The 20418-nt window shown below is 57.4% G+C and carries 23 protein-coding genes and 1 tRNA gene; 4 read left to right on the forward strand and 20 right to left on the reverse strand.

Going from position 1 to position 20418, the window contains the following annotated elements:
- Positions 1-157: 157 nt before the first annotated feature.
- From CYD26_RS20530 to CYD26_RS20615, 18 genes are all read right to left on the reverse strand, one after another.
- Positions 158-233: transfer RNA gene (locus CYD26_RS20530), tRNA-Lys, on the reverse strand.
- A gap of 60 nt (positions 234-293) precedes the next feature.
- A complete protein-coding gene (queC, locus tag CYD26_RS20535; RefSeq protein WP_065759639.1) occupies positions 294-968 on the reverse strand; it encodes a 7-cyano-7-deazaguanine synthase QueC in 675 nt (224 codons plus the stop codon).
- 15 nt (positions 969-983) lie between these two features.
- Positions 984-1631, reverse strand: a complete 648-nt coding sequence (queE, locus tag CYD26_RS20540) for a 7-carboxy-7-deazaguanine synthase QueE (RefSeq protein ID WP_065759640.1) — start codon at positions 1629-1631, stop codon at positions 984-986.
- 158 nt (positions 1632-1789) lie between these two features.
- Positions 1790-2605: a tol-pal system protein YbgF gene (ybgF, locus tag CYD26_RS20545; RefSeq protein WP_102053491.1), complete on the reverse strand. Its 816-nt coding sequence runs from the start codon at positions 2603-2605 to the stop codon at positions 1790-1792.
- Positions 2606-2611: 6 nt separating this feature from the next.
- Positions 2612-3109 carry a peptidoglycan-associated lipoprotein Pal gene (gene pal, locus CYD26_RS20550; RefSeq protein ID WP_042121796.1) on the reverse strand — a complete coding sequence of 166 codons (498 nt, stop codon included), beginning with the start codon at positions 3107-3109 and terminating at the stop codon, positions 2612-2614.
- A 52-nt stretch (positions 3110-3161) separates the two neighbouring features.
- The gene (gene tolB / locus CYD26_RS20555) at positions 3162-4412 is read right to left on the reverse strand and encodes a Tol-Pal system beta propeller repeat protein TolB (RefSeq protein ID WP_245704328.1); all 1251 of its coding nucleotides are present in this window, start codon (positions 4410-4412) and stop codon (positions 3162-3164) included.
- Positions 4413-4459: 47 nt separating this feature from the next.
- A complete protein-coding gene (gene tolA, locus CYD26_RS20560) occupies positions 4460-5545 on the reverse strand; it encodes a cell envelope integrity protein TolA (RefSeq protein WP_102053492.1) in 1086 nt (361 codons plus the stop codon).
- On the reverse strand, positions 5545-5997 hold the full coding sequence (gene tolR, locus CYD26_RS20565; protein WP_065761580.1) for a protein TolR: 453 nt from the start codon (positions 5995-5997) through the stop codon (positions 5545-5547). The genes tolA and tolR overlap by 1 nt, the downstream gene beginning before the upstream one ends.
- A gap of 14 nt (positions 5998-6011) precedes the next feature.
- Positions 6012-6707 (reverse strand): protein TolQ, encoded by a 696-nt coding sequence (gene tolQ / locus CYD26_RS20570; RefSeq protein WP_065761581.1) that lies wholly within the window; start codon positions 6705-6707, stop codon positions 6012-6014.
- A gap of 2 nt (positions 6708-6709) precedes the next feature.
- On the reverse strand, positions 6710-7165 hold the full coding sequence (ybgC, locus tag CYD26_RS20575) for a tol-pal system-associated acyl-CoA thioesterase (protein WP_065761582.1): 456 nt from the start codon (positions 7163-7165) through the stop codon (positions 6710-6712).
- A gap of 124 nt (positions 7166-7289) precedes the next feature.
- Entirely contained in the window at positions 7290-8345 is a 1056-nt protein-coding gene (ruvB, locus tag CYD26_RS20580; RefSeq protein WP_065761583.1) for a Holliday junction branch migration DNA helicase RuvB, read from the reverse strand.
- A complete protein-coding gene (gene ruvA, locus CYD26_RS20585; RefSeq protein WP_065761584.1) occupies positions 8346-8954 on the reverse strand; it encodes a Holliday junction branch migration protein RuvA in 609 nt (202 codons plus the stop codon).
- Positions 8955-9060: 106 nt separating this feature from the next.
- Entirely contained in the window at positions 9061-9585 is a 525-nt protein-coding gene (gene ruvC, locus CYD26_RS20590; RefSeq protein ID WP_065761585.1) for a crossover junction endodeoxyribonuclease RuvC, read from the reverse strand.
- A 116-nt stretch (positions 9586-9701) separates the two neighbouring features.
- Positions 9702-10448: a YebC/PmpR family DNA-binding transcriptional regulator gene (locus tag CYD26_RS20595; RefSeq protein WP_065761586.1), complete on the reverse strand. Its 747-nt coding sequence runs from the start codon at positions 10446-10448 to the stop codon at positions 9702-9704.
- Positions 10449-10551: 103 nt separating this feature from the next.
- Positions 10552-12327 (reverse strand): aspartate--tRNA ligase, encoded by a 1776-nt coding sequence (gene aspS, locus CYD26_RS20600; RefSeq protein WP_065761594.1) that lies wholly within the window; start codon positions 12325-12327, stop codon positions 10552-10554.
- 94 nt (positions 12328-12421) lie between these two features.
- Entirely contained in the window at positions 12422-12643 is a 222-nt protein-coding gene (locus CYD26_RS20605; RefSeq protein WP_065761587.1) for an FmdB family zinc ribbon protein, read from the reverse strand.
- A gap of 111 nt (positions 12644-12754) precedes the next feature.
- A complete protein-coding gene (locus tag CYD26_RS20610; protein WP_065761588.1) occupies positions 12755-13084 on the reverse strand; it encodes a ribbon-helix-helix domain-containing protein in 330 nt (109 codons plus the stop codon).
- A 263-nt stretch (positions 13085-13347) separates the two neighbouring features.
- Positions 13348-13818 carry a Dps family protein gene (locus CYD26_RS20615; protein ID WP_065761589.1) on the reverse strand — a complete coding sequence of 157 codons (471 nt, stop codon included), beginning with the start codon at positions 13816-13818 and terminating at the stop codon, positions 13348-13350.
- 327 nt (positions 13819-14145) lie between these two features.
- On the opposite strand from CYD26_RS20615, the gene CYD26_RS25730 reads away from it, so the two are divergent.
- Complete coding sequence (locus tag CYD26_RS25730; RefSeq protein WP_099773799.1) at positions 14146-14727, forward strand: cold-shock protein; 582 nt, start codon at positions 14146-14148, stop codon at positions 14725-14727.
- 68 nt (positions 14728-14795) lie between these two features.
- On the opposite strand, the gene CYD26_RS20625 is transcribed toward CYD26_RS25730, so the two are convergent.
- Positions 14796-15002, reverse strand: coding sequence for a SlyX family protein (locus tag CYD26_RS20625; protein ID WP_065761591.1), 207 nt, complete (start codon positions 15000-15002; stop codon positions 14796-14798).
- Positions 15003-15005: 3 nt separating this feature from the next.
- Positions 15006-15431, reverse strand: a complete 426-nt coding sequence (locus CYD26_RS20630) for an HIT domain-containing protein (protein ID WP_065761592.1) — start codon at positions 15429-15431, stop codon at positions 15006-15008.
- 797 nt (positions 15432-16228) lie between these two features.
- Between CYD26_RS20630 and CYD26_RS20635 the strand changes: the two genes are divergently transcribed.
- The 3 genes from CYD26_RS20635 to CYD26_RS20645 all read left to right on the forward strand — a co-directional run bounded on the left by CYD26_RS20635 (position 16229) and on the right by CYD26_RS20645 (position 20400).
- Positions 16229-17545, forward strand: a complete 1317-nt coding sequence (locus CYD26_RS20635) for an OprD family porin (protein WP_102053493.1) — start codon at positions 16229-16231, stop codon at positions 17543-17545.
- A gap of 165 nt (positions 17546-17710) precedes the next feature.
- Positions 17711-19426: a proline--tRNA ligase gene (locus tag CYD26_RS20640; protein ID WP_102053494.1), complete on the forward strand. Its 1716-nt coding sequence runs from the start codon at positions 17711-17713 to the stop codon at positions 19424-19426.
- A 20-nt stretch (positions 19427-19446) separates the two neighbouring features.
- Positions 19447-20400 carry a hypothetical protein gene (locus CYD26_RS20645; RefSeq protein ID WP_102053495.1) on the forward strand — a complete coding sequence of 318 codons (954 nt, stop codon included), beginning with the start codon at positions 19447-19449 and terminating at the stop codon, positions 20398-20400.
- Positions 20401-20418: the final 18 nt, after the last annotated feature.

Consider the following 20418-nt stretch of genomic DNA (forward strand, 5'->3'; position numbering starts at 1 on the left):
AAGTCACCCATTCAGCCACCACAGCCAAACGGGTTGCGCTAACGCGCAACGCGCCATGCCTGGCGCACAACGAAAAAGCCCGCTCCTTTTAAGGAAGCGGGCTTTTCGTGCCTGACCAGTTAAACCAATAATTGGATTTAACATATCAGACTGTATGTGGTGGGTCGTGTAGGATTCGAACCTACGACCAATTGGTTAAAAGCCAACTGCTCTACCAACTGAGCTAACGACCCGTTGGATGAGGCGTATAATACTGATTTCTAACGAGAAATCAACACCTCATGTAAAAAAAATCAAAAATAATGCGTTGGGTCTGCTACACCGGCAGCCTTGAAGCCTTCGGCGCGCAGGCGGCAGCTGTCACATTTTCCACAGGCACGCCCCTGCTCATCGGCTTGATAGCAAGAAACGGTAAGGCTGTAGTCGACACCCCGGGCAATACCGGCCTGGACGATCTGCGCCTTGCTCAAGTTCTGCAGCGGCGCTTGAATTCTAAAGCCCTGACCTTCAACACCGGCCTTGGTCGCCAGGTTGGCCATGCGCTCGAACGCCTCAATAAACTCGGGCCGGCAATCCGGGTAGCCAGAGTAATCCACCGCGTTGACGCCAATGAAGATATCCCGCGCCTCCAGCACCTCGGCCCAGCCCAGTGCAAGCGACAAGAATACGGTATTGCGCGCCGGCACATAGGTCACCGGGATACCTTCACTCGGCGCCTCAGGTACGTCGATGCTGCTGTCGGTCAGGGCCGAGCCCCCAATACCGTTGAGGTTCAGGCCGATCACCTTGTGCTCGACCACTCCCAGATCACGGGCAACCCGTGCCGCCGCATCAAGCTCGGCGCGATGGCGCTGACCGTAGTCGAAACTCATGGTGTAACAGCTATAGCCTTCTGCCTTGGCCATCGCGACCACCGTGGCAGAATCAAGGCCGCCGGACAATAGAATTACCGCACGTTTCTCAGTCATTGCATTACTCCCCTGTCAGCGTCCGGGCTCGTCATTCCAGAGCAGTTTGTGCAGCTGCAACTGGAGACGTACCGGCAGATTGTCAGCCACGATCCAGTCGGCCAGATCAGTTGCCCGCACCTGATGATGGCTTGGCGAAAACAGCACCTCCCCCGCCCGCTGATCAAGACCGTACTGAATGAGCTTGGAAACGGCCCAGTCGTAGTCTTCGCGCGAACAGATCACGAACTTGACCTGATCGTTGGCCGTCAACAGTTCGATGTTCTCGTAGCGGTTGCGCGCCACTTCCATGGAGCCGGGGGTTTTCAGGTCAAGGACGCGACTAACACGCGGGTCGACGGCTGAAATGTCCAGTGCACCACTGGTCTCCAGGGAGACCTCGTAGCCGGCATCGCAGAGTTTTTGTAGCAACGGGATGGCATTCGGTTGCGCTAAAGGCTCACCGCCAGTAACGCAGACATAGCGCGGACGAAAGCCGGCAACCTGCTCGAGAATGGAGTCCAGGGTACGCAACGTGCCGCCACTGAAAGCATAGGCACTGTCACAGTATTGGCAGCGCAAAGGGCAGCCAGTGAGACGAACAAACACCGTGGGCAGGCCAGCGGTACGCGTTTCACCCTGCAACGAGTAAAAAACTTCGGTAATACGTAGTGTGTCTTGCATAGTCGCCACGGGCGTAACAGCTAAACAGGCTGTCCGCCTCCGTCAGGCACCGCTACGAACCCGTCATCGCGTAGTTCGCAGCAGCGTATTCAAATAAAGGGCGCAAATTCTAACGAAAAAACCCGCGACAAGCGCGGGTTTTCTTTTAAGCCGTTGACTTAGAGCTTCTGCAGGTCACGCTGGGCCAGTTGTGCGGCCGAGGTACCAGGGTATTGATTGACCACTTGCTGCAGAATGCCCTTGACGCGATCGGTATGCCCCAGTCGACGCTCTACGTCGGCCAGTTTATACAGTGAATCCGGCACCTTGTTGTGCTTCGGATACAGCTGGCTGACCTTTGCAAAGGCCTGACCTGCACCTTGCAGGTCGCCCTTGGCAAGGTTGACTTCACCCAACCAGTACTGGGCATTGCCGGCATACTGACTATTCGGGTATTTGCGCAGGAAGGCATTGAATGCCTGGCTGGCCTTGTCGAAGTCCTTGGCCTTGATCAGGTCGAAGGCAGCGTCGTAGTACAGCTTCTCTTTGGCGGGATCACCCGGCTCGGAGCTGGCAGCAGGCTGAGAAGCCGGCGCTGCGCTATTGTCGACGGCGGCGCTGGCGCCACCGGCAACAGAATTCTCAGGAGTCGCGGCAGGTGCAGCACCGCTTCCAATACGTCGATCCAGGTCCTGGTAACGCTCCAGGCCTTCCTGTTTCAAACGCGCTACTTCGTTTTGCAGAATCTCGATACTGTTCTGCTGACGCTCTATCTGCTCCTGCATCTGCTGCAGTTGCATGAAGAGCTGACCCTGTGCCGAGGCAGGGGCCGAAACCCCTCCCCCGGCATAGGCGCCGTTCGTACCATAACCCGCGGGCGGATAACTGCTTGCGCCGTTATAGCCAGCGTTGTCATCAACAACAGGAACCTCACCCCAGGCCAGCAAAGGCAGGAAGAGAGCCAGGACGGTTACAGCACGACGGCACGTACGCATATCGAATTACTTACGCAGTTCGACGCGACGGTTTTGAGCCCAGGACTGCTCGTCGTTGCCGGTAGCAACTGGACGCTCTTCGCCGTAGGAAACCAGTTCCAGTTGGGCTGGGGAAACGCCTTGCAGTACCAGGTAGCGCTGAACAGCTTTCGCACGACGCTCGCCCAGAGCCATGTTGTATTCGCGAGTACCACGCTCGTCGGTGTTGCCTTCCAGAACGACGCGAGCGCCGTTGCCTTTCAGGTCTTTGGCGTGAACGTCCAGAGCGCGCATGGCTTCTGGCTTCAGGTCCGAGCTGTCGTATTCGAAGTAGAAGGTGGTGATTGCGCGCAGAGCAGCTTCTTCGCTCAGGCTGCCGTCAACAGCACCAGTGTTGGCACCGTAGCCAGCGTTTGGATCGACAGCGCCTTCGCCAGCGTTGTCGCCGCCTTTCGAGGAGCAACCTACAGCTACGGCCATGGCCAGAGCCAGCGCAGCAAACTTACCAAACTTCAACATTTCCATCGTGAAACTCCTAATGAACCCCAATGTGTTAAGTACAACGTAAAGCGCCGCGTCAGTTCAGGTAAGGGGACCAGGACGGTTCTCTAACTTCGCCTTGAGCGGTAGGAAGCGGGAGCCTCACGCGGCCATTTAGCGACACGAGCATCAAGACTCCCCGGCCCTGCTGGCGGGTGGCGTAGATTAGCATGGTGCCGTTAGGCGCAACAGTAGGAGACTCATCAAGACTGGTCTCTGAGAGGATTTTTACGCTACCGCGCTGCAAATCCTGAGCCGCCACCTTGAAATTGGTGAAACCATCTTGACGATGAATCATCACCAATGTCTTTTCATCAGCCGACAACTTAGGGTTGGCGTTGTAGTTACCGATGAATGTCACACGCTCGGCGCCACCGCTGCCGATAGTGGTTTTATAGATCTGTGGCTTGCCGCCACGATCGGAGGTGAAGTACAGGGTCGAACCGTCTTTACCGAAGAAAGGTTCGGTATCGATGGCCGGGCTGTTGGTCACGCGGGTCATCTGACGCGAACCCAGGTTCATCACATAGATCTCCGGGTTGCCGTCACGGGACAGCACGAAGGCCAGGCGAGAGCCATCGGGCGACCAGGCTGGCGCACCGTTGAGGCCTTCGAAGTTGGTGATCTGCTCACGACGACCAGTGTCGATGTGCTGAACGAAGATGCGCGGACGCTTCTGTTCGAACGACACATAAGCAATGCGCTTGCCATCTGGCGCGAAACGCGGCGACAGAATCGGCTCACGCGATTGCAACAGGGTCACCGCGCGGGCACCGTCATAGTCCGAACGCTGCAGGGTGTAGCGGGTGTTGTTGGTCGAGAAGCGTTCGGCCGTCACGTAGAGCATGCGCGTCGAGAAGGCACCCTTGATACCGGTGAGTTTCTCGAACGACTGATCGGCGATGTAGTGCGACATGTCACGCAACTGGTCGACGCTGCCCGAAACGCTGCCGGTCAGCACTTGCTGCTCGGTGGCGACGTTGAACAGCGCGTACTGTACCTGCAGACGACCACCGGACGGCACGATGCTGCCGACCATGATGTACTGGGCACCCAGCGCTTTCCAGTCACGGTAGATCACTTCACCGGCCTGGGTCGGCAGGCTGATCATGTTCTGACGTGGAATCGGCGAGTAGTAGCCGGAGTTGCGCAGGTCATTGCCAATGATGTCGGCCATGTCCTCGGGCAGCACGCTGCCGCCCTGCAGACCGAACGGTACGACGGCGATTGGCGTGGCACGGTCGCTGCCACTGGTGACCATGATGTTCTTTTCCTCTGCAACGGCCATTCCCGCCGCACAGCAGAGAACGACCAGCAGTCCTCTAAGAAGGTTAATCACAAGGCTAGATCCTCAGGTGTGAATGTCATCTTGAATGAACGATAGGGATTGAATTCGCTCGGTTTCAAGCCCTGCATTTCGGTTAAGCGACCAATATTCTTGACCGCCGCCACAGCCGAGTTGTCGAAAGGTGCATCACCACTGGAACGAGAAACACTCACAGAGGTAATGGTACCGTCCGGCAACATGCCGATCTGCAGGACCACCGTCATGTTCTTGCGAGCAGAAGGCGGACGCGCCCATCCCTCGGCCGCACGGGCACGGATCAGGTCATCGAAGCTACCGGCTACCTGGTCACCCTGCTCATCGGCCAGCGCCTGCTGCCGCTCGGTGGTATCGGACAACAGCTCGGCCAACGCCTGAGCCTTCTTGTCTTCTGCCGCCTTGCGAGCTGCTTCCACTGCTTTCTTCTTGGCCGCATCAGCTGCGGCTTTCTTTTTGGCCTCTTCAGCTGCCTTTTTCTTCGCCTCTTCGGCGGCAGCGGCTTTCTTGGCGTCTTCGGCTGCCTTTTTCTTGGCGTCCTCAGCCGCTTTTTTCTTGGCTTCTTCAGCCGCCTGTTTCTTCGCCTCTTCTTCAGCCTTTTTCTTGGCTTCTTCTTCGGCTTTTTTCTTGGCGACATCAGCCAACTGCTTTTCTTCGGCTTTCTTCGCCTCGGCGGCCTTCTTGGCCTCATCGGCTTTCTTTGACTCGGCCGCCTTCGCAGCTTCCTCGGCTTTCTTCGCCTCAGCCGCTTCACGGGCCGCTTCAGCCTTCTGAGCAGCTTCTTCTTTCTTTTGTTCCGCAGCCTTCACCGCTTCCTGCTTTTGCTGCTCGACCTTTTTCTGCTCCATCTGCTCGACTTCGGTCTGGCGCGAAGCGGTTTTCTTCGCTTCCCCGGCAATCTTCTGATTGGTCTGGGTGGTCGCCTGACTCTTGGACTTGAGCTGGTACAGGGTTGCCTGGACGATAGGCTTGGCCGGCGGCAGCTCCGGGGTCATGGCAAAACTGACAAACAGCATGCCGAACACCAGAACGTGCAGCGCGATGGCCCATACACTGGGCCAGAAATAGCTTTCCGAGGCGGATGGCTCTCGCTGTTGCATCAGGGCGCCTCGGTAATCAGGCCAACGTTACCGACACCCGCTTTCTGCAACCCGCCCATGGCGCCCATGACCGCGCCGTAATCGACGGACTTGTCGCCACGGATGAAGACCTGGGTCTGTTTCCCCTGGTCACGTCCGGCAGCGATGATCTTGGTCACCGCGTCGGTCATTTGCGGCAAGGTCATTGCCTTGTCCATCTGCTTGTCGGTGTCGACTTCACTGCCAAGGTTCCAGTAATAGGTCTTGTCAGCCTTGATCGATATGGTCAGGACCTGGACATTGTTGTCCTGCGGCAAGGCTTCACTGGAAACCTTGGGCAGATCGACCTTCACGCCCTGGTTGAGCATCGGTGCGGTGACCATGAAGATGACCAGCAGTACCAACATCACGTCGATGTATGGCACCACGTTCATCTCGGCGACCGGCTTGCGTTTATGACGAACTCGGGCCATTGGTTTTTACCTGATCACTCTTCGCTGGTATGCACTTTACGGTGCAGGATGGCCTGGAACTCGTCGGCAAATGTGTAGTAACGACCGATCAACACTTCGCTGCGCGCAGCGAAACGGTTGTAGGCGATAACCGCCGGAATCGCAGCAAACAGGCCGATCGCGGTTGCGATCAGTGCTTCGGCGATACCTGGCGCAACGGTTGCCAGCGTGGCTTGCTGAGCGGAGGCCAGACCGCGGAAGGAGTTCATGATCCCCCAGACCGTACCAAACAGGCCGACGTAAGGGCTGGTGGAACCCACGGTTGCAAGGAACGGCAGGCTTTGCTCGAGCTTTTCCTCTTCACGGGAGATGGCGACGCGCATGGCACGACCCACACCTTCCATGACCGCATCAGGATCGACACCCGGCTGCTGACGCAGACGCGAGAATTCCTTGAAGCCGGCACGGAAAACCTGCTCTACGCCGGAGTCCGGATCCGGGTTGCTACCAGCCTGGCGGTACAGCTTGGACAGGTCGATACCTGACCAGAAGCGCTCCTCGAAGTTTTCCAGCGCACGGCGACCGGCACGCAGCATGGTGCTGCGTTGAAAAATCATGATCCATGAGGTTACCGATGCGGCCACCAAAGCCAGCATGACCAGCTGTACAACGATGCTGGCATTGCTGACCAGGCTCCACATGGAGGTATGGTCGACGACGTTAGCTTCCACGCTTAATCTCCTGCATTTGAATGTGTACCCGGGCCGCCCGCTTCGACAAATGCCGCTCGCAGCTCGGAGGGAATGGCCCTGGGTTTGAACGTATCGGCGCGCACACAGGCCACCAGAAACTGCCCTTCGCAGAGCAGCGTATTATCGTTTTCGCGCCAGACTTGCTGCACGAAGCGCAAGCTGGCTCGATTCAGCTCGAGCACCTGCGCCGTCACCCGCAATTCATCGTCCAGACGCGCTGGCGCGTGATAACGCGCCTCGCTGGAATGCACGACAAACAACATGTTCTGTGTCGCCAACTCCGACTGGGCAAACCCCAGGTCACGCAACCGCTCAGTGCGGGCGCGCTCCATGAACTTCAGATAGTTGACGTAATACACTACGCCACCCGCATCGGTGTCCTCGTAATAGACGCGACAGCGATGTGCGAATGGCTCAACCCCATTTTGCGCGCGCATACTCTAGTGCTTACTCCTGAACTTGCCAATCCGCGCCGGCAACTGTTTTTATCGAATATGTCGTATTGCCAGCTCAACCCTTCCATGCCTGGCAATAGGACCACGAAAACGCGAGATAAATCTGTCACTCGTCAGCCGGAGCGGCGAAACCGTCGTCACGACCCGCCTCACCCGCACGAGCCGGAATGTTGAGGCCAAAGTGCAAGTAAGCATGCCGGGTCACCACCCGCCCACGCGGCGTCCGCATGATATAGCCCTGCTGAATCAGATATGGCTCCAGGACATCTTCGATAGTATGCCGCTCTTCACTGATCGCCGCGGCAAGGCTGTCGACACCGACTGGCCCACCATCAAACTTTTCGATCATGGTAAGCAGTAGACGGCGGTCTTGATGATCAAAGCCACGCTCGTCGACATCCAGCAGGTTCAAGGCCATATCCGCGACAGGCTTGGTGATATGCCCCTTGCCACGTACTTCGGCATAGTCACGCACCCGACGCAACAGCCTGTTGGCAATCCGCGGGGTACCACGCGCGCGCCGAGCGATTTCGAATGCGCCTTCGTCCTCGATTGGCAAACCCAGAATGCCACCGGAGCGGCTGACGATCGTCGCCAGGTCCTCCGTGCTGTAAAACTCCAGGCGCTGCACAATACCGAAACGATCACGCAACGGGTTGGTCAACATCCCCGCACGCGTGGTAGCGCCAACCAACGTAAACGGCGGCAGATCGAGCTTGATCGAGCGAGCAGCCGGCCCCTCACCGATCATGATATCCAGCTGGAAGTCTTCCATTGCCGGATACAACACCTCCTCCACGATCGGCGACAACCGATGAATCTCATCGATAAACAGCACATCATGCGGCTCAAGGTTGGTCAGCAGCGCCGCGAGGTCGCCGGGGCGCTCCAGAATCGGGCCCGAGGTGCTTTTGATCGAAACCCCCATTTCCTGGGCAATGATATTGGCCAATGTGGTTTTACCCAGCCCTGGCGGGCCGAATATCAGGGTATGGTCCAGCGACTCATTGCGCCCACGAGCAGCTTGAATGAACAGGCTCATTTGCTCGCGCACAACCGGCTGACCGATGTACTCGGCCAGGCGCAATGGACGGATAGCCCGATCCTGAACTTCTTCTCGATCACGCCCGGTGGCTGCAATCAAACGGTCTGCTTCGATCACTTAGATCATTCCCTTCAGGCTGCGGCGGATCAGTTCTTCACTGCTCAGTCCCTTGGCGTCCACAGCGGCCACCGCCCGACTGGCCTCCTGCGGCTTGTAACCCAAGGAAATCAGCGCACTGACAGCATCCGACTCGGCGCTGGAGACTGGCGCAACCGGCAGCGGGCCATTGGGCACCAAGGCGAACAGGCTCGGCGCGGTCTCCCAGGCCTTGAAGCGATCCTTGAGCTCAACCAGCAATCGCTCGGCCGTCTTCTTGCCAACCCCCGGAACCTTGACCAGCGCTGAAGCATCCTGCGCCTGAACACAGCGTACCAGTTCATCGACGTCCAGCCCTGACATCAGTGCCAGCGCCAACTTGGGCCCCACACCATTGAGCCGGATAAGTTCGCGAAACAACTCGCGCTCACGCTTCTCATGGAACCCATAGAGCAGATGAGCGTCCTCTCGCACCACCAGATGGGTGTGCAAGGTCACCGTCTCACCCACCTTGGGCAGGCGATACAAGGTCGTCATCGGCACTTCCAGCTCATAGCCAAGGCCGTTGACGTCAATAATCAAGTGCGGAGGCTGCTTTTCAGCCAACGTCCCGCGCAAACGTCCAATCACGTTTCGATCCTTTCCAAGGGTGACAGCAACACGCCGCTCACCTTAACAGCACAGACAGCAGCACGGGACAACGCACCGGCAAAATCTACCTGAACCCATGTGGCGTTCAGAGCCTCAGACGCCCGCTGCGGCTGCGGGCGCTACCCAACCCATGCGGCACCAGACTGGATCGGGTGTGCGCATGGCACAGTGCAATTGCCAAGGCGTCGGAGGCATCGATCTGTGGCTTTTGGGTCAGTTTGAGCAGGTGCATGACCATCATCTGCACCTGTTCCTTGTTCGCCCCGCCCGTACCGGCAACCGCCTGCTTGACCTGAGTCGCCGTGTACTCGGCAATCTCCAGCCCCTCCTCGGCGGCGGCGACAATGGCCGCGCCACGCGCCTGGCCAAGCTTTAGCGCCGAGTCGGCATTGCGTGCCATGAATACGCGCTCAATACCCATCGTTACCGGCCCATGCGCCTGGATAATCTCGCGAACGCCGCGATAAACGATGTGCAAGCGCTCATGCAGCTCTCCATTGCCAGTGCGAATGCAACCCGAGGCGACATACTCACAGCCACGCCCGGTATGTCTCACCACACCGTAGCCGGTAATCCGCGAACCTGGGTCGATACCAAGAATCAGAGTCATAACGCCCGCATGCACAATGACGCCTTGATGCGCCGGTCAAAAGACAGAAGCCGGACCGCAGCCAGTGCAAGGCAATGGCTGCGGTCCGGCTTCGAACAAAGCTCGTAACAAAAGACTCAGGCGAGCTGTTCCATGATCTCGTCAGGAATTTCCGCATTGGAATAGACGTTCTGCACGTCATCCAGGTCTTCCAGCATATCAATCAGCTTCAACACCTTCTGCGCGCCATCCAGATCCAGCTCGGCACTGGTAGTCGGCTGCATCACGATTTCCGCATCTGCGGCCTTGAAGCCCGCCGCTTCAAGCGCACTGCGCACTGCATAGAAGCTGGCGAAGGAGGTAAAGACATCGAAGGAACCATCGCCGTTGTCGACCACATCATCGGCGTCGGCCTCCATGGCCGCCTCCATCAGCGCGTCTTCATCGACACCGGCAGCGAAGGATATCTGCCCTTTGCGCTCAAACAGGTAGGCCACAGAACCATCAGTGCCCAAGTTGCCGCCACACTTGCTGAAGGCATGACGCACTGCTGCAGCCGTACGGTTACGGTTATCGGTCATGGCCTCAACCATGATCGCCACGCCACCCGGACCGTAGCCTTCGTAACTGAGCTCTTCAACGTTGTCGGCCTCAGTGGCACCGGCACCCCGCGCAATGGCGCGGTCGATGATGTCACGGCTCATGTTGGCACCGAGCGCCTTGTCCAGTGCCAGACGCAAACGCGGGTTGGACCCCGGATCGCCACCGCCTTGTTTGGCAGCAACCGTCAGCTCACGAATCCACTTGGTGAAAATCTTGCCTCTCTTGGCATCCTGGCGCTCTTTGCGGTGCTTGATGTTCGCCCACTTGGAATGACCTGCCATAACGCAACTCCGAATTCTGCTTGAAACACTTACCGGGCATGCCCAGCAGCTTTGTTACTACCGAAACGCAAGGGCGCATCCGAAGATGCGCCCTGTTTTCGCCTTACTCAGCCTTCTGCTGTTCGCGCAGTCGGATGTGCAGTTCACGCAGGGCCTTGGCATCGACCACGCCAGGCGCCTGGGTCATGACGCAGGCCGCACTCTGCGTTTTCGGGAAGGCGATCACTTCACGAATCGACTGGGCGCCGGTCATCAGCATCACCAGACGGTCCAGGCCGAAGGCCAGGCCGCCGTGTGGCGGTGCACCGAACTTCAGTGCATCAAGCAGGAAGCCAAACTTCTCTTCCTGTTCCGCCGCCTCGATACCCAGCAGACGGAAGACCGCCTGTTGCATTTCCTTGCGGTGGATACGAATCGAACCACCGCCCAGTTCGGTACCGTTCAGGACCATGTCGTAGGCACGCGACAGCGCAGTCGCCGGGTTCGCCTCAAGCTCCTCAGGGGTGCATTTAGGCGCGGTGAACGGGTGGTGCAGCGCGCTGAAGCTACCGTCTTCGTTTTCCTCGAACATCGGGAAATCGACAACCCACATAGGTGCCCACTCGCAGGTGTGCAGGTTGAAATCGTTACCGACGCGGATACGCAGGGCACCCAGTGCTTCACTGACCACCTTGGCCTTGTCCGCACCGAAGAAGACGATATCGCCATCGACCGCACCGACGCGATCGAGGATCACGTTCAGGTTGGCTTCCGGGATGTTCTTGACGATCGGCGACTGCAGACCCTCGACACCCTTGGCGCGCTCATTGACCTTGATGTAAGCCAGGCCCTTGGCGCCGTAGATACCGACGAACTTGGTGTACTCGTCGATGCGGCTACGCGGCATGCTCGCGCCACCTGGGACACGCAGCGCGGCAACGCGGCTCTTCGGATCGTTGGCCGGGCCACTGAATACCTTGAAATCGACTTCCTTGAGTTGGTCGGCGACATCGACCAGCTCCAGGGGAATACGCAGGTCTGGCTTGTCCGAACCGTAACGACGCATGGCCTCTTCGAAGGTCATGTGCGGGAACTCACCGAATTCCAAGTCCAGCACTTCCTTGAACAGCTTGCGGATCATGCTCTCGGTCAGGCCCATGATCTCGGACTCATCGAGGAAGCTGGTCTCGATGTCGATCTGGGTGAATTCCGGCTGACGGTCGGCACGCAGGTCTTCGTCACGGAAGCACTTGGCGATCTGGTAGTAGCGGTCGAAACCCGCCACCATCAGCAGTTGCTTGAACAGTTGTGGCGATTGCGGCAGGGCAAAGAAGCTGCCTGCATGCGTACGGCTTGGCACCAGGTAATCGCGCGCACCCTCAGGGGTGGCACGGGTCAGGATTGGCGTTTCGACGTCAAGGAAACCGTTTTCATCAAGGAAACGGCGGATGCTGGACGTGATGCGCGAACGCAGACGCAGCTTGTCGGCCATTTCCGGACGACGTAGGTCGATAAAGCGATAACGCAGGCGCGTCTCTTCACCAACATCGGAATACTCGTTGAGCGGGAACGGCGGGGTTTCCGCTTCGTTCAGCACGGTCAGTTCGTAACCCAGTACTTCGATGGCACCGGAAGCCATGTTTGGGTTGACCGCTCCGGCCGGGCGCGGACGTACCTTGCCGGTAATCTGCACCACGTACTCGCTGCGCACGCGATCGGCGGCAGCAAAGCTGTCTGCGCGATCCGGGTCGAACACGACCTGGGCCATGCCTTCGCGATCACGGATATCGAGGAAAATCACCCCGCCGTGGTCGCGGCGACGATGGACCCAGCCGCAAAGGGTAATTTCCTGACCTTCCAGGCTCTCGTTCAGTTGGCCGCAATAATGGCTGCGCATCATGATGGTGGTTTCGCTTCTCGTCATTCGAAAATTCAGTGGAGGTCTTGGCGCCGCAAGGGGCTAATAGTGCAAGACCCTGCCGGTGCAGTTCAACTCAGTCAGCCTTGTCGCCGCCTGCAAGATTCTTTTTCGCGCCGGTCTTGAAATCGGTTTCGTACCAACCGGTACCGCTCAGGCGAAAGCCTGGCACGGACAGCAGCTTTTTCAGCGCTGGCGCCTGACAGGCCGGACAGTCGGTCAGTGGGGCAGCGCTGATCTTCTGAAGCACTTCCATCTGATGATTGCAGGAAGCACATTGATAGTCGTACAGGGGCATGAGGACGTCTCGCTAACTACGCTGCGGGCCTACGCCTCGCAGTAAAAAGCGCGATTATATATGGTTAAGGAAGGCTGTGCAGCCCGCCAGCATCCCACCGGGCGAATGATTCTAGGCCTCGGCAGCCCTGCCAAGCAGGTAGACCACGCAAATGACCCGCACCAGACCGCTGAAATTTTTCACGCCACCATGGCGCAGGTGCACCTCCCGGTCCACATAAGAGAGCACGCAATTGACCGTGCAACCATTGGCAACCGCAATACGCTCAAGAATCTTCCAGTAGACCTCCTCCAGTCGCAGGCAGGTCGCAAAGCCATTCAAGCGCACCGAGCGCGACAGCGGTTGTGCCAGGCTCATATTGAAATCCGCTTCGAACGGATCAACGGTCACCCCGTGAAAGCCAAGTGCTCCTCGAGCATCGCGACTCAACATTCGAGACATATCAGTACCACGCTTTATAAATAAGAGAACAAATAAGCGACTAACGCCGCACGCCCTCTTATAAAGCGCCCAACATAATTTTCATTCTAGAAGAACAAAACGCTATTGCCGTAGGAGCAATCCGCCAGACACGAGATAAAAATTCTACCGACGAAACACTTCCCTGCGCGCCGACAACAGCGTTATAAATAAAAAAGCCTGACCCCTAAAGGGCCAGGCTTTTTAATCAGACAAGGAAATATTGCCTGATTAACACCCAAACATTACTTATCCAACAACACGCGCAACATCCAGGCGGTCTTTTCATGCACCTGCATACGCTGAGTCAGCAGGTCGGCGGTCGGCTCATCACTGACCTTGTCGAGCAGCGGAAAGAGGCCGCGCGCGGTCCGCACGACCGCCTCCTGGCCCTCCACCAGCTGACGAATCATTTCTTCAGCCGACGGCACGCCTTCCTCTTCCTTGATGGAAGAAAGGCGCGCATAGGTGGAATAAGTTCCCGGCGCAGGAAAGCCCAACGCACGAATACGCTCGGCAATTAAGTCCACGGCCAGGGCCAATTCGTTATACTGCTCTTCAAACATCAGGTGTAGCGTACGAAACATTGGACCACTGACATTCCAATGAAAGTTATGCGTTTTCAGATACAAGACATACGTATCCGACAACAGACGGGACAAACCTTCCACGATAGATTTGCGGTCTTCTTCACTGATACCGATATCAATTGCCATGTCATTCCCCTTCCTATGGTGCCTGCTCATCAAGCAGGTATGTTTGCCACTCTACCAAGACTCGCCTACCCCTGCAGCCTTCCCGGCAGCCCTGCGACAGATTGCAGCGGCAGAATCAGCCAAACCTCATGCCATATGAGCCGCCGCCGACCGCCGATTTGAGAACCCCCAAGCTTTGCTGTTAAATAGGTAGCGTGTTGTCATTACCAATCATCCAGGCCATGACGCATAGGCTGCTCCTCCATGTTTTTGCGCCCTAATGTGCACCTGCGCGCCATGGAGCCAGCTCTTCCTGTGATCCTCCTTATACAATGTGAGCCAACCACCATGTTCAAGATCGTCCACATCCTGACGGGCGCAGCCGCTTTGCTGCTGTCCTTAATACCCAGCCTGAGAGCCGATGCGGCACCTTTCCTGCAGCAACCGGACGCCGTCTACCTGGCACTCTTCGGCCTGCTCAACCTGACCCTGGCTCCAGTGGCAACACTGCCGCGTCCTCGTCAGCACCTGCAACAACTGGCAAGCGCACTGCTGGTACTGGCAGTGGTTCTGCAAACCATCACCCTGCTTGCCCGCCAGGACATGGGAAGCCTGCCCGCCCTGATCTGCGCAGTGCTTGCGGTCATTACCCACCTGATCGCAAACCTGGTAAAAACCCGCCCCCTTCACAATCAAGCCCCCAACTACGACATGAGCAATCGTGATACAGGCACCGTGAAGTGGTTCAACACCTCCAAAGGCTTCGGCTTCATTTCCCGCGACTCTGGCGATGACATCTTCGTTCACTTTCGCGCCATTCGCGGGGAAGGCCACCGAGTACTGGTCGAAGGCCAGCGTGTTGAGTTCTCGGTCATGAACCGCGACAAGGGCCTCCAGGCAGAGGACGTGATTGCCGCACCACGCCGCTGATTGCACACAATAAAAAACCGCGACAGCCTGGCTGATCGCGGTTTTTTTGTACCCGCTGAACGGTACTCTCAATAATGCGGAGGCGGCGCTTCCTCTTCAGCGCTCTGGTACTGACCTACCATCTCCTCATAGCGCTTGAGCAACGCCGACATTTGCAACTGCAGGCGCTCAACCACACGTTGCTGCTCGACCAGCACATCATTCAATGCCTGAACGGTGTCGTCCTGAAATGCCAGGCGGCTCTCCAGTTCCATGATTCTTAACTCAAGGGACATGGCTCAACCCTCCACGACTTGAAAATCATTATCCAGCGCCATCTTCAGGCGCTGGCGAATTTCGGCAAGCTGCTCTGCCGTGTACTCACTGGCAGGCGAATGCCCCCACACCGGCGAAGGCCAGGCCAGATCACTCCGACGCCGAACAATGACGTGCATGTGTAACTGACTGACCACATTCCCCAGCGTTGCCACATTCATCTTGTCTGCGGCAAAGCTGTCTTTGAGGGTTTCAGCCAGCTCAGTCGTTTCCTTCCAGAGCTGCTGCTGATCACCCCCATCAAGCTGAAACAACTCACTGACTTCAGCACGGCGAGGCACCAGAATAAACCAAGGGTAGTTCGCATCCTTACTCAGTAACAGACGGCAGAGCGGAAAATCACCCAGCACATACGTATCCTGTTCAAGGCGCGGATCCAGAACAAACACGGCACATCTCCCGACAGTCGATAACCCGTCTCACTTGCATTGACACCAAGCAGACCACTACACGCAGAATACCGCTGTTCATCCGACAGAGCACGACCGATCAAGGCCACACGCATCAGCAGCGCCAATTTATTGAAACAAAAGCCCCTTAGTTACGTAGCTAACAATCTAACGGTAACAGAAGCGCTACTTTTCGCACCAAAATGACGCCACCCGCTCCAGCCGAATGCAGCGAGTATCCAAAATCTACCCAACACCCGTTGCACCGACAGTAACGCCCACGTGAAAACCCGAAAAAAGCCTTATGTCATTAGTACAGAACCGATCAAACCAAGCGATCTTAGCCCCCCGCGTTTTCGGCATTTGCAGGCGTTTTCGTAAAAAAAGGTGAAAAATTTGTGAGACCGACACTGCTTTGTGCACGCTTGTTGCATTCATTGCTGACCATAGTCGACACAGCACCAGCCTGAACACGGTGAGTGCGACAGATAACAACAGCTGCATGGGTAACCAGGGAGTTGCTGGCGCCGAGGGTTAGATTATTTTTACCTATCCTTAAGCCGCCCAAAACAGCGCTGGAGTTCTACGCCCCGTAAAACCGGGACGTGATTTGCGACAGGGACAACACTGTTTGCGACATGACCGTAAAGTTACCGAAAGGTTCATTTCGCAAGTATCGCCAACATGCGTCATCGTGATATACATTCCGCCGACGCAAAAAAAGAAAGAGCCGCCCGCATAAAAAAACCAGTTGGGCTGGCAGCAACTCTTCCTAAAAACCAAAGGAGCAAGTCACGATGCGCGTGATGAAGTGGAGCATTATCGCCCTGGCCGTAGCCGCGGGTACCTCACAACTGGCAATGGCATCTTCCCAGGATGAATCCAAGGGTTTTGTTGAAGACAGCGCGCTGAACGTCAAACTTCGCAACCTGTATTTCAGCCGTGACTTTCGCAATAACGACAGCGGCCAGAGCCGAGCTGAAGAGTGGGGCCAAGGCTTCATCGGCACCTTTGAATCGGGCTTCACCCAAGGCACCGTAGGTTTCGGGGTCGATGCAATCGGCCTGCTCGGCCTCAAACTGGACAGCGGCAAGGGCACCTCCGGCACCGGTTTGTTCCCCACCGGCTCCGATGGCCGCTCAGAAGATGACTACTCCGAAGGTCACGGTGCAGTTAAGCTGCGCATCTCTGACACCGTACTCAAATACGGCGGTCAGTTCACTGCCATGCCAGTCTTCGCAACTGATGACAGCCGCCTGCTGCCAGAGGTAGCCGAAGGCTTCCTGCTGACCAGCAAAGAAATCAAAGGCCTGGAATTAAATGCCGGCCACTTCACCCGCCTGAATGCCCAGGCTCATACCTACAAAGACAGCATCGGCTGGAACGGCGATGATCGCATCAAGGGTCCAGGTCTGACCAAGGCCGATGTGTTTGGCGGCACCTATGAATTCACTGACAACCTGAGTTCCAGCGTCTACTACTCCCGCGTAGAAGACCACTTCCGCAAGTGGTACGGCAACGTCAACTGGGGCCTGCCAATCAGCGAAAATCAAGGCCTAGTGTTTGATTTCAACATCTATGACACCAAGTCTATCGGAGAAAACCGCACCGGTGCCTACGTCAAGAACGCAGACGGCAGCACCCGTGAGCTTGACAACACCGCACTGAGCCTTTCGGGCGCCTACAACATTGGCGCACACACTTTCACCCTCGCCTATCAGCAAGTAAGCGGTGACGGCGACTATGCCTACGGCATCGACGGCGGTGGTACCATTTTCCTGGCCAACTCGGTACAGCGCTCCGACTTCAACGCTGAAGACGAAAAATCCTGGCAGGCTCGCTACGACCTGAACATGGCTAGCTATGGTGTGCCCGGCTTGAGCTTCATGGCCCGCTACGTAACGGGTGACGACGCCAAGACTCGCACCACAGACAACGGTAAAGAGTGGGAGCGTAACCTCGAAGCCAAGTACGTGCTGCAGGAAGGCCCAGCGAAAGATCTGAGTTTCCGCGTTCGCCAGGCGACCTACCGCTCCAGCGATGGTGTGTACTACGGCTCGAGCTCAATCGACGAAGTACGTGTGATCGTCGAGTACCCGCTGAGCATCCTGTAAGCCCTTCGGCTACCGGTAATCAGTACGAAAAAGCCCGGCATTGCCGGGCTTTTTCTTTTGTTGCAAACAGATAGCAGCAGTTTCAGCCGCCACCATCCTGTACGTCACCGAATCCCGCCCGTACAATGCGGGTCATTTCAGTTAAGCAACCGACAACGGCCTACCATGCGCACCAGTCAATATTTGCTCGCCACCCAGAAAGAAACCCCTTCCGATGCAGTCGTCATCAGCCACCAACTGATGCTGCGTGCAGGCATGATCCGCAAGCTGGCATCTGGCCTTTATACCTGGCTGCCGATGGGCCTGCGGGTAATGCGCAAGGTCGAAGCAGTGGTGCGCGAGGAAATGAACGCTGCCGGAGCCCTGGAAGTGCTGATGCCAAGCATCCAGCCTGCCGAATTGTGGCAGGAGTCTGGCCGCTGGGAGCAGTACGGCCCAGAGCTGCTTCGCCTGAAGGATCGACACAACCGTGAGTTCTGCGTCGGCCCAACCCACGAAGAAGTCATCACCGATCTGGCCCGCAACGAGCTGAACAGCTATAAACAGCTGCCACTTAACCTGTACCAGATCCAGACCAAATTCCGTGATGAGATCCGCCCACGCTTCGGCCTGATGCGTGGCCGCGAGTTCATCATGAAGGATGCCTACTCCTTCCATACCGACCAGGCTTCCCTGCAGCAGACCTACGACCGCATGCACCAGGCCTACTGCAATATCTTTACTCGCCTGGGCCTGAACTTCCGTCCGGTAGAAGCCGATACCGGCTCCATCGGCGGCTCCTACTCCCACGAGTTCCACGTGCTGGCCGAGTCGGGTGAAGACGATGTGATCTTCAGCGACAGCTCCGACTACGCAGCGAACATCGAAAAAGCCGAAGCGACTCCACGGGAAACGGCTCGCCCTGCCCCTACCGAGGAACTGCGCCTGGTCGATACGCCAGATGCCAAGACCATCGCCCAACTGGTCGAAGGCCACGGCCTGCCGATTGAGCGCACCATCAAGACCCTGATCGTTCATGGCGCCGAAGAAGGCAAGCTGGTTGCCCTGGTTGTACGTGGCGACCACGAACTGAACGAAATCAAGGCCGCCAAACTTGAGCAGGTCGCTGACCCGCTGGTCATGGCCAACGACGCCGAACTGCGCGACGCCATTGGTGCTGGCGCCGGCTCCCTGGGCCCGCTGAACCTGCCACTGGAGTGCATTATCGACCGCTCCGTAGCCCTGATGAGCGATTTTGCCATCGGCGCCAACATCGACGACAAGCACTACTTCGGCGTGAACTGGGAGCGCGATCTGCCGGTTCCGCAGATCGCTGACCTGCGCAACGTCGTGGAAGGCGACCCAAGCCCTGACGGCAAAGGCACCCTGGTCATCAAGCGCGGCATCGAGGTCGGGCATATCTTCCAGCTCGGCATCAAGTACAGCGAAGCCCTGAAGTGCCAGGTGCTGGGCGAGAACGGCAAGCCTGTAACCCTGACAATGGGCTGCTACGGTATTGGCGTATCCCGTGTCGTTGCGGCTGCAATCGAGCAGAACTATGACGAAAACGGCATCATCTGGAGCGATACCCTCGCCCCGTTCCAGATCGCCCTGGTACCGTTGCGCTACGAAACTGAGCAGGTTCGTGAAGCGACCGACAAACTGTATGCCGACCTGACCGCTGCCGGCTTCGAGGTTCTGCTGGACGATCGTGACAAGAAGACCAGCCCTGGCATCAAGTTCGCCGACATGGAACTCATCGGCATCCCACACCGGATCGTAATCAGTGATCGCGGCCTGGCCGAAGGCAACCTGGAGTACAAGCACCGCACCGAACGCGACGCTCAGCCTCTGGCGCTGGCCGATGCCCTGTCGTTCCTGCAAGCTCGCATCCGTCGCTGACAGCCAACGCAAGAGTAATCATGTTCAAGCGAAGTACCTTTACCTTGGGGGGCACCGCACTGTGCGGTGCCCTGCTCCTCAGCGGCTGCGCCAATCAGATGTCCCAGCGCAGCGAGCACGAGGAGCGCATCGAGCGCAAATTGCTCGAGCATAGCCTGCAGATCGATGTCGGGGAGCCCAAGGTGCTTGAGCTGCCACAACGCCGCGTGCGCATTCAAGAGCAGAAAAACTTCGAAGTCACCGAGTTTGAAGTGACGCGTCGTTACGATCGCTACACCCCCTATCAGCCCTGGCGGGAAATCTATGAGATCCCGCTGGGTGCGGTCGCGGTGGTAGCCGGTGCAGGCGCTAACATCGTCAACGTCTTCACACTGGGCAATCTGCCAGACAGCGTTACTCACGACTGGCTCAGCTATGGCTTCGCTGGCCTGAACCCATTCATGAACACACAATCCAACGGTCGCGCCCAGCAGAACCTGGCCGCTATCGATGAGGTTCAGAAGGACAAGCGCCAGGAAAAAACCAGCCTGCCCTGGAGCGAACGCCCCGTGGAGATCAAGGCAGGCAAGCTGACACACGAGCTGACTACAGACCGTAACGGTATTCTGCGCCTGAACCTGCTTGACGACCCCTTCACCGACCAAAACCTCAGCCATGTCGGCACCTTGCATCTGCAAGTAACCGATGAGGAAAACAACGTCCGTGCCGATGCCAGCCTGCTGCTCAGCAGTACGCTGCGTGGCAAATTGGTAGAAGCCCACGACCTGATTTTCGACGACCTGGAAGACGATGAAGTCAGCCAATGGGTTCATCGCGTCAAGCGTCTTTCAGAACTGGGCATGGAAGAAGAGGCGAGCGAACTGGAGCAGAGCCTGATCGAGCTGACCCGCAATGATCCAGAACTGCAGCAGGAGTTCCTCAAGTCACTGACCACAGAAGCCGACCGTCTGGTTGCCGATCCTGGCGCTCACTGATTACCTGACCGATGAGTA

It is taken from the genome of Pseudomonas sp. FFUP_PS_473, from assembly GCF_002858665.1.
GTDB classification, from domain to species: Bacteria; Pseudomonadota; Gammaproteobacteria; order Pseudomonadales; family Pseudomonadaceae; genus Aquipseudomonas; species Aquipseudomonas defluvii.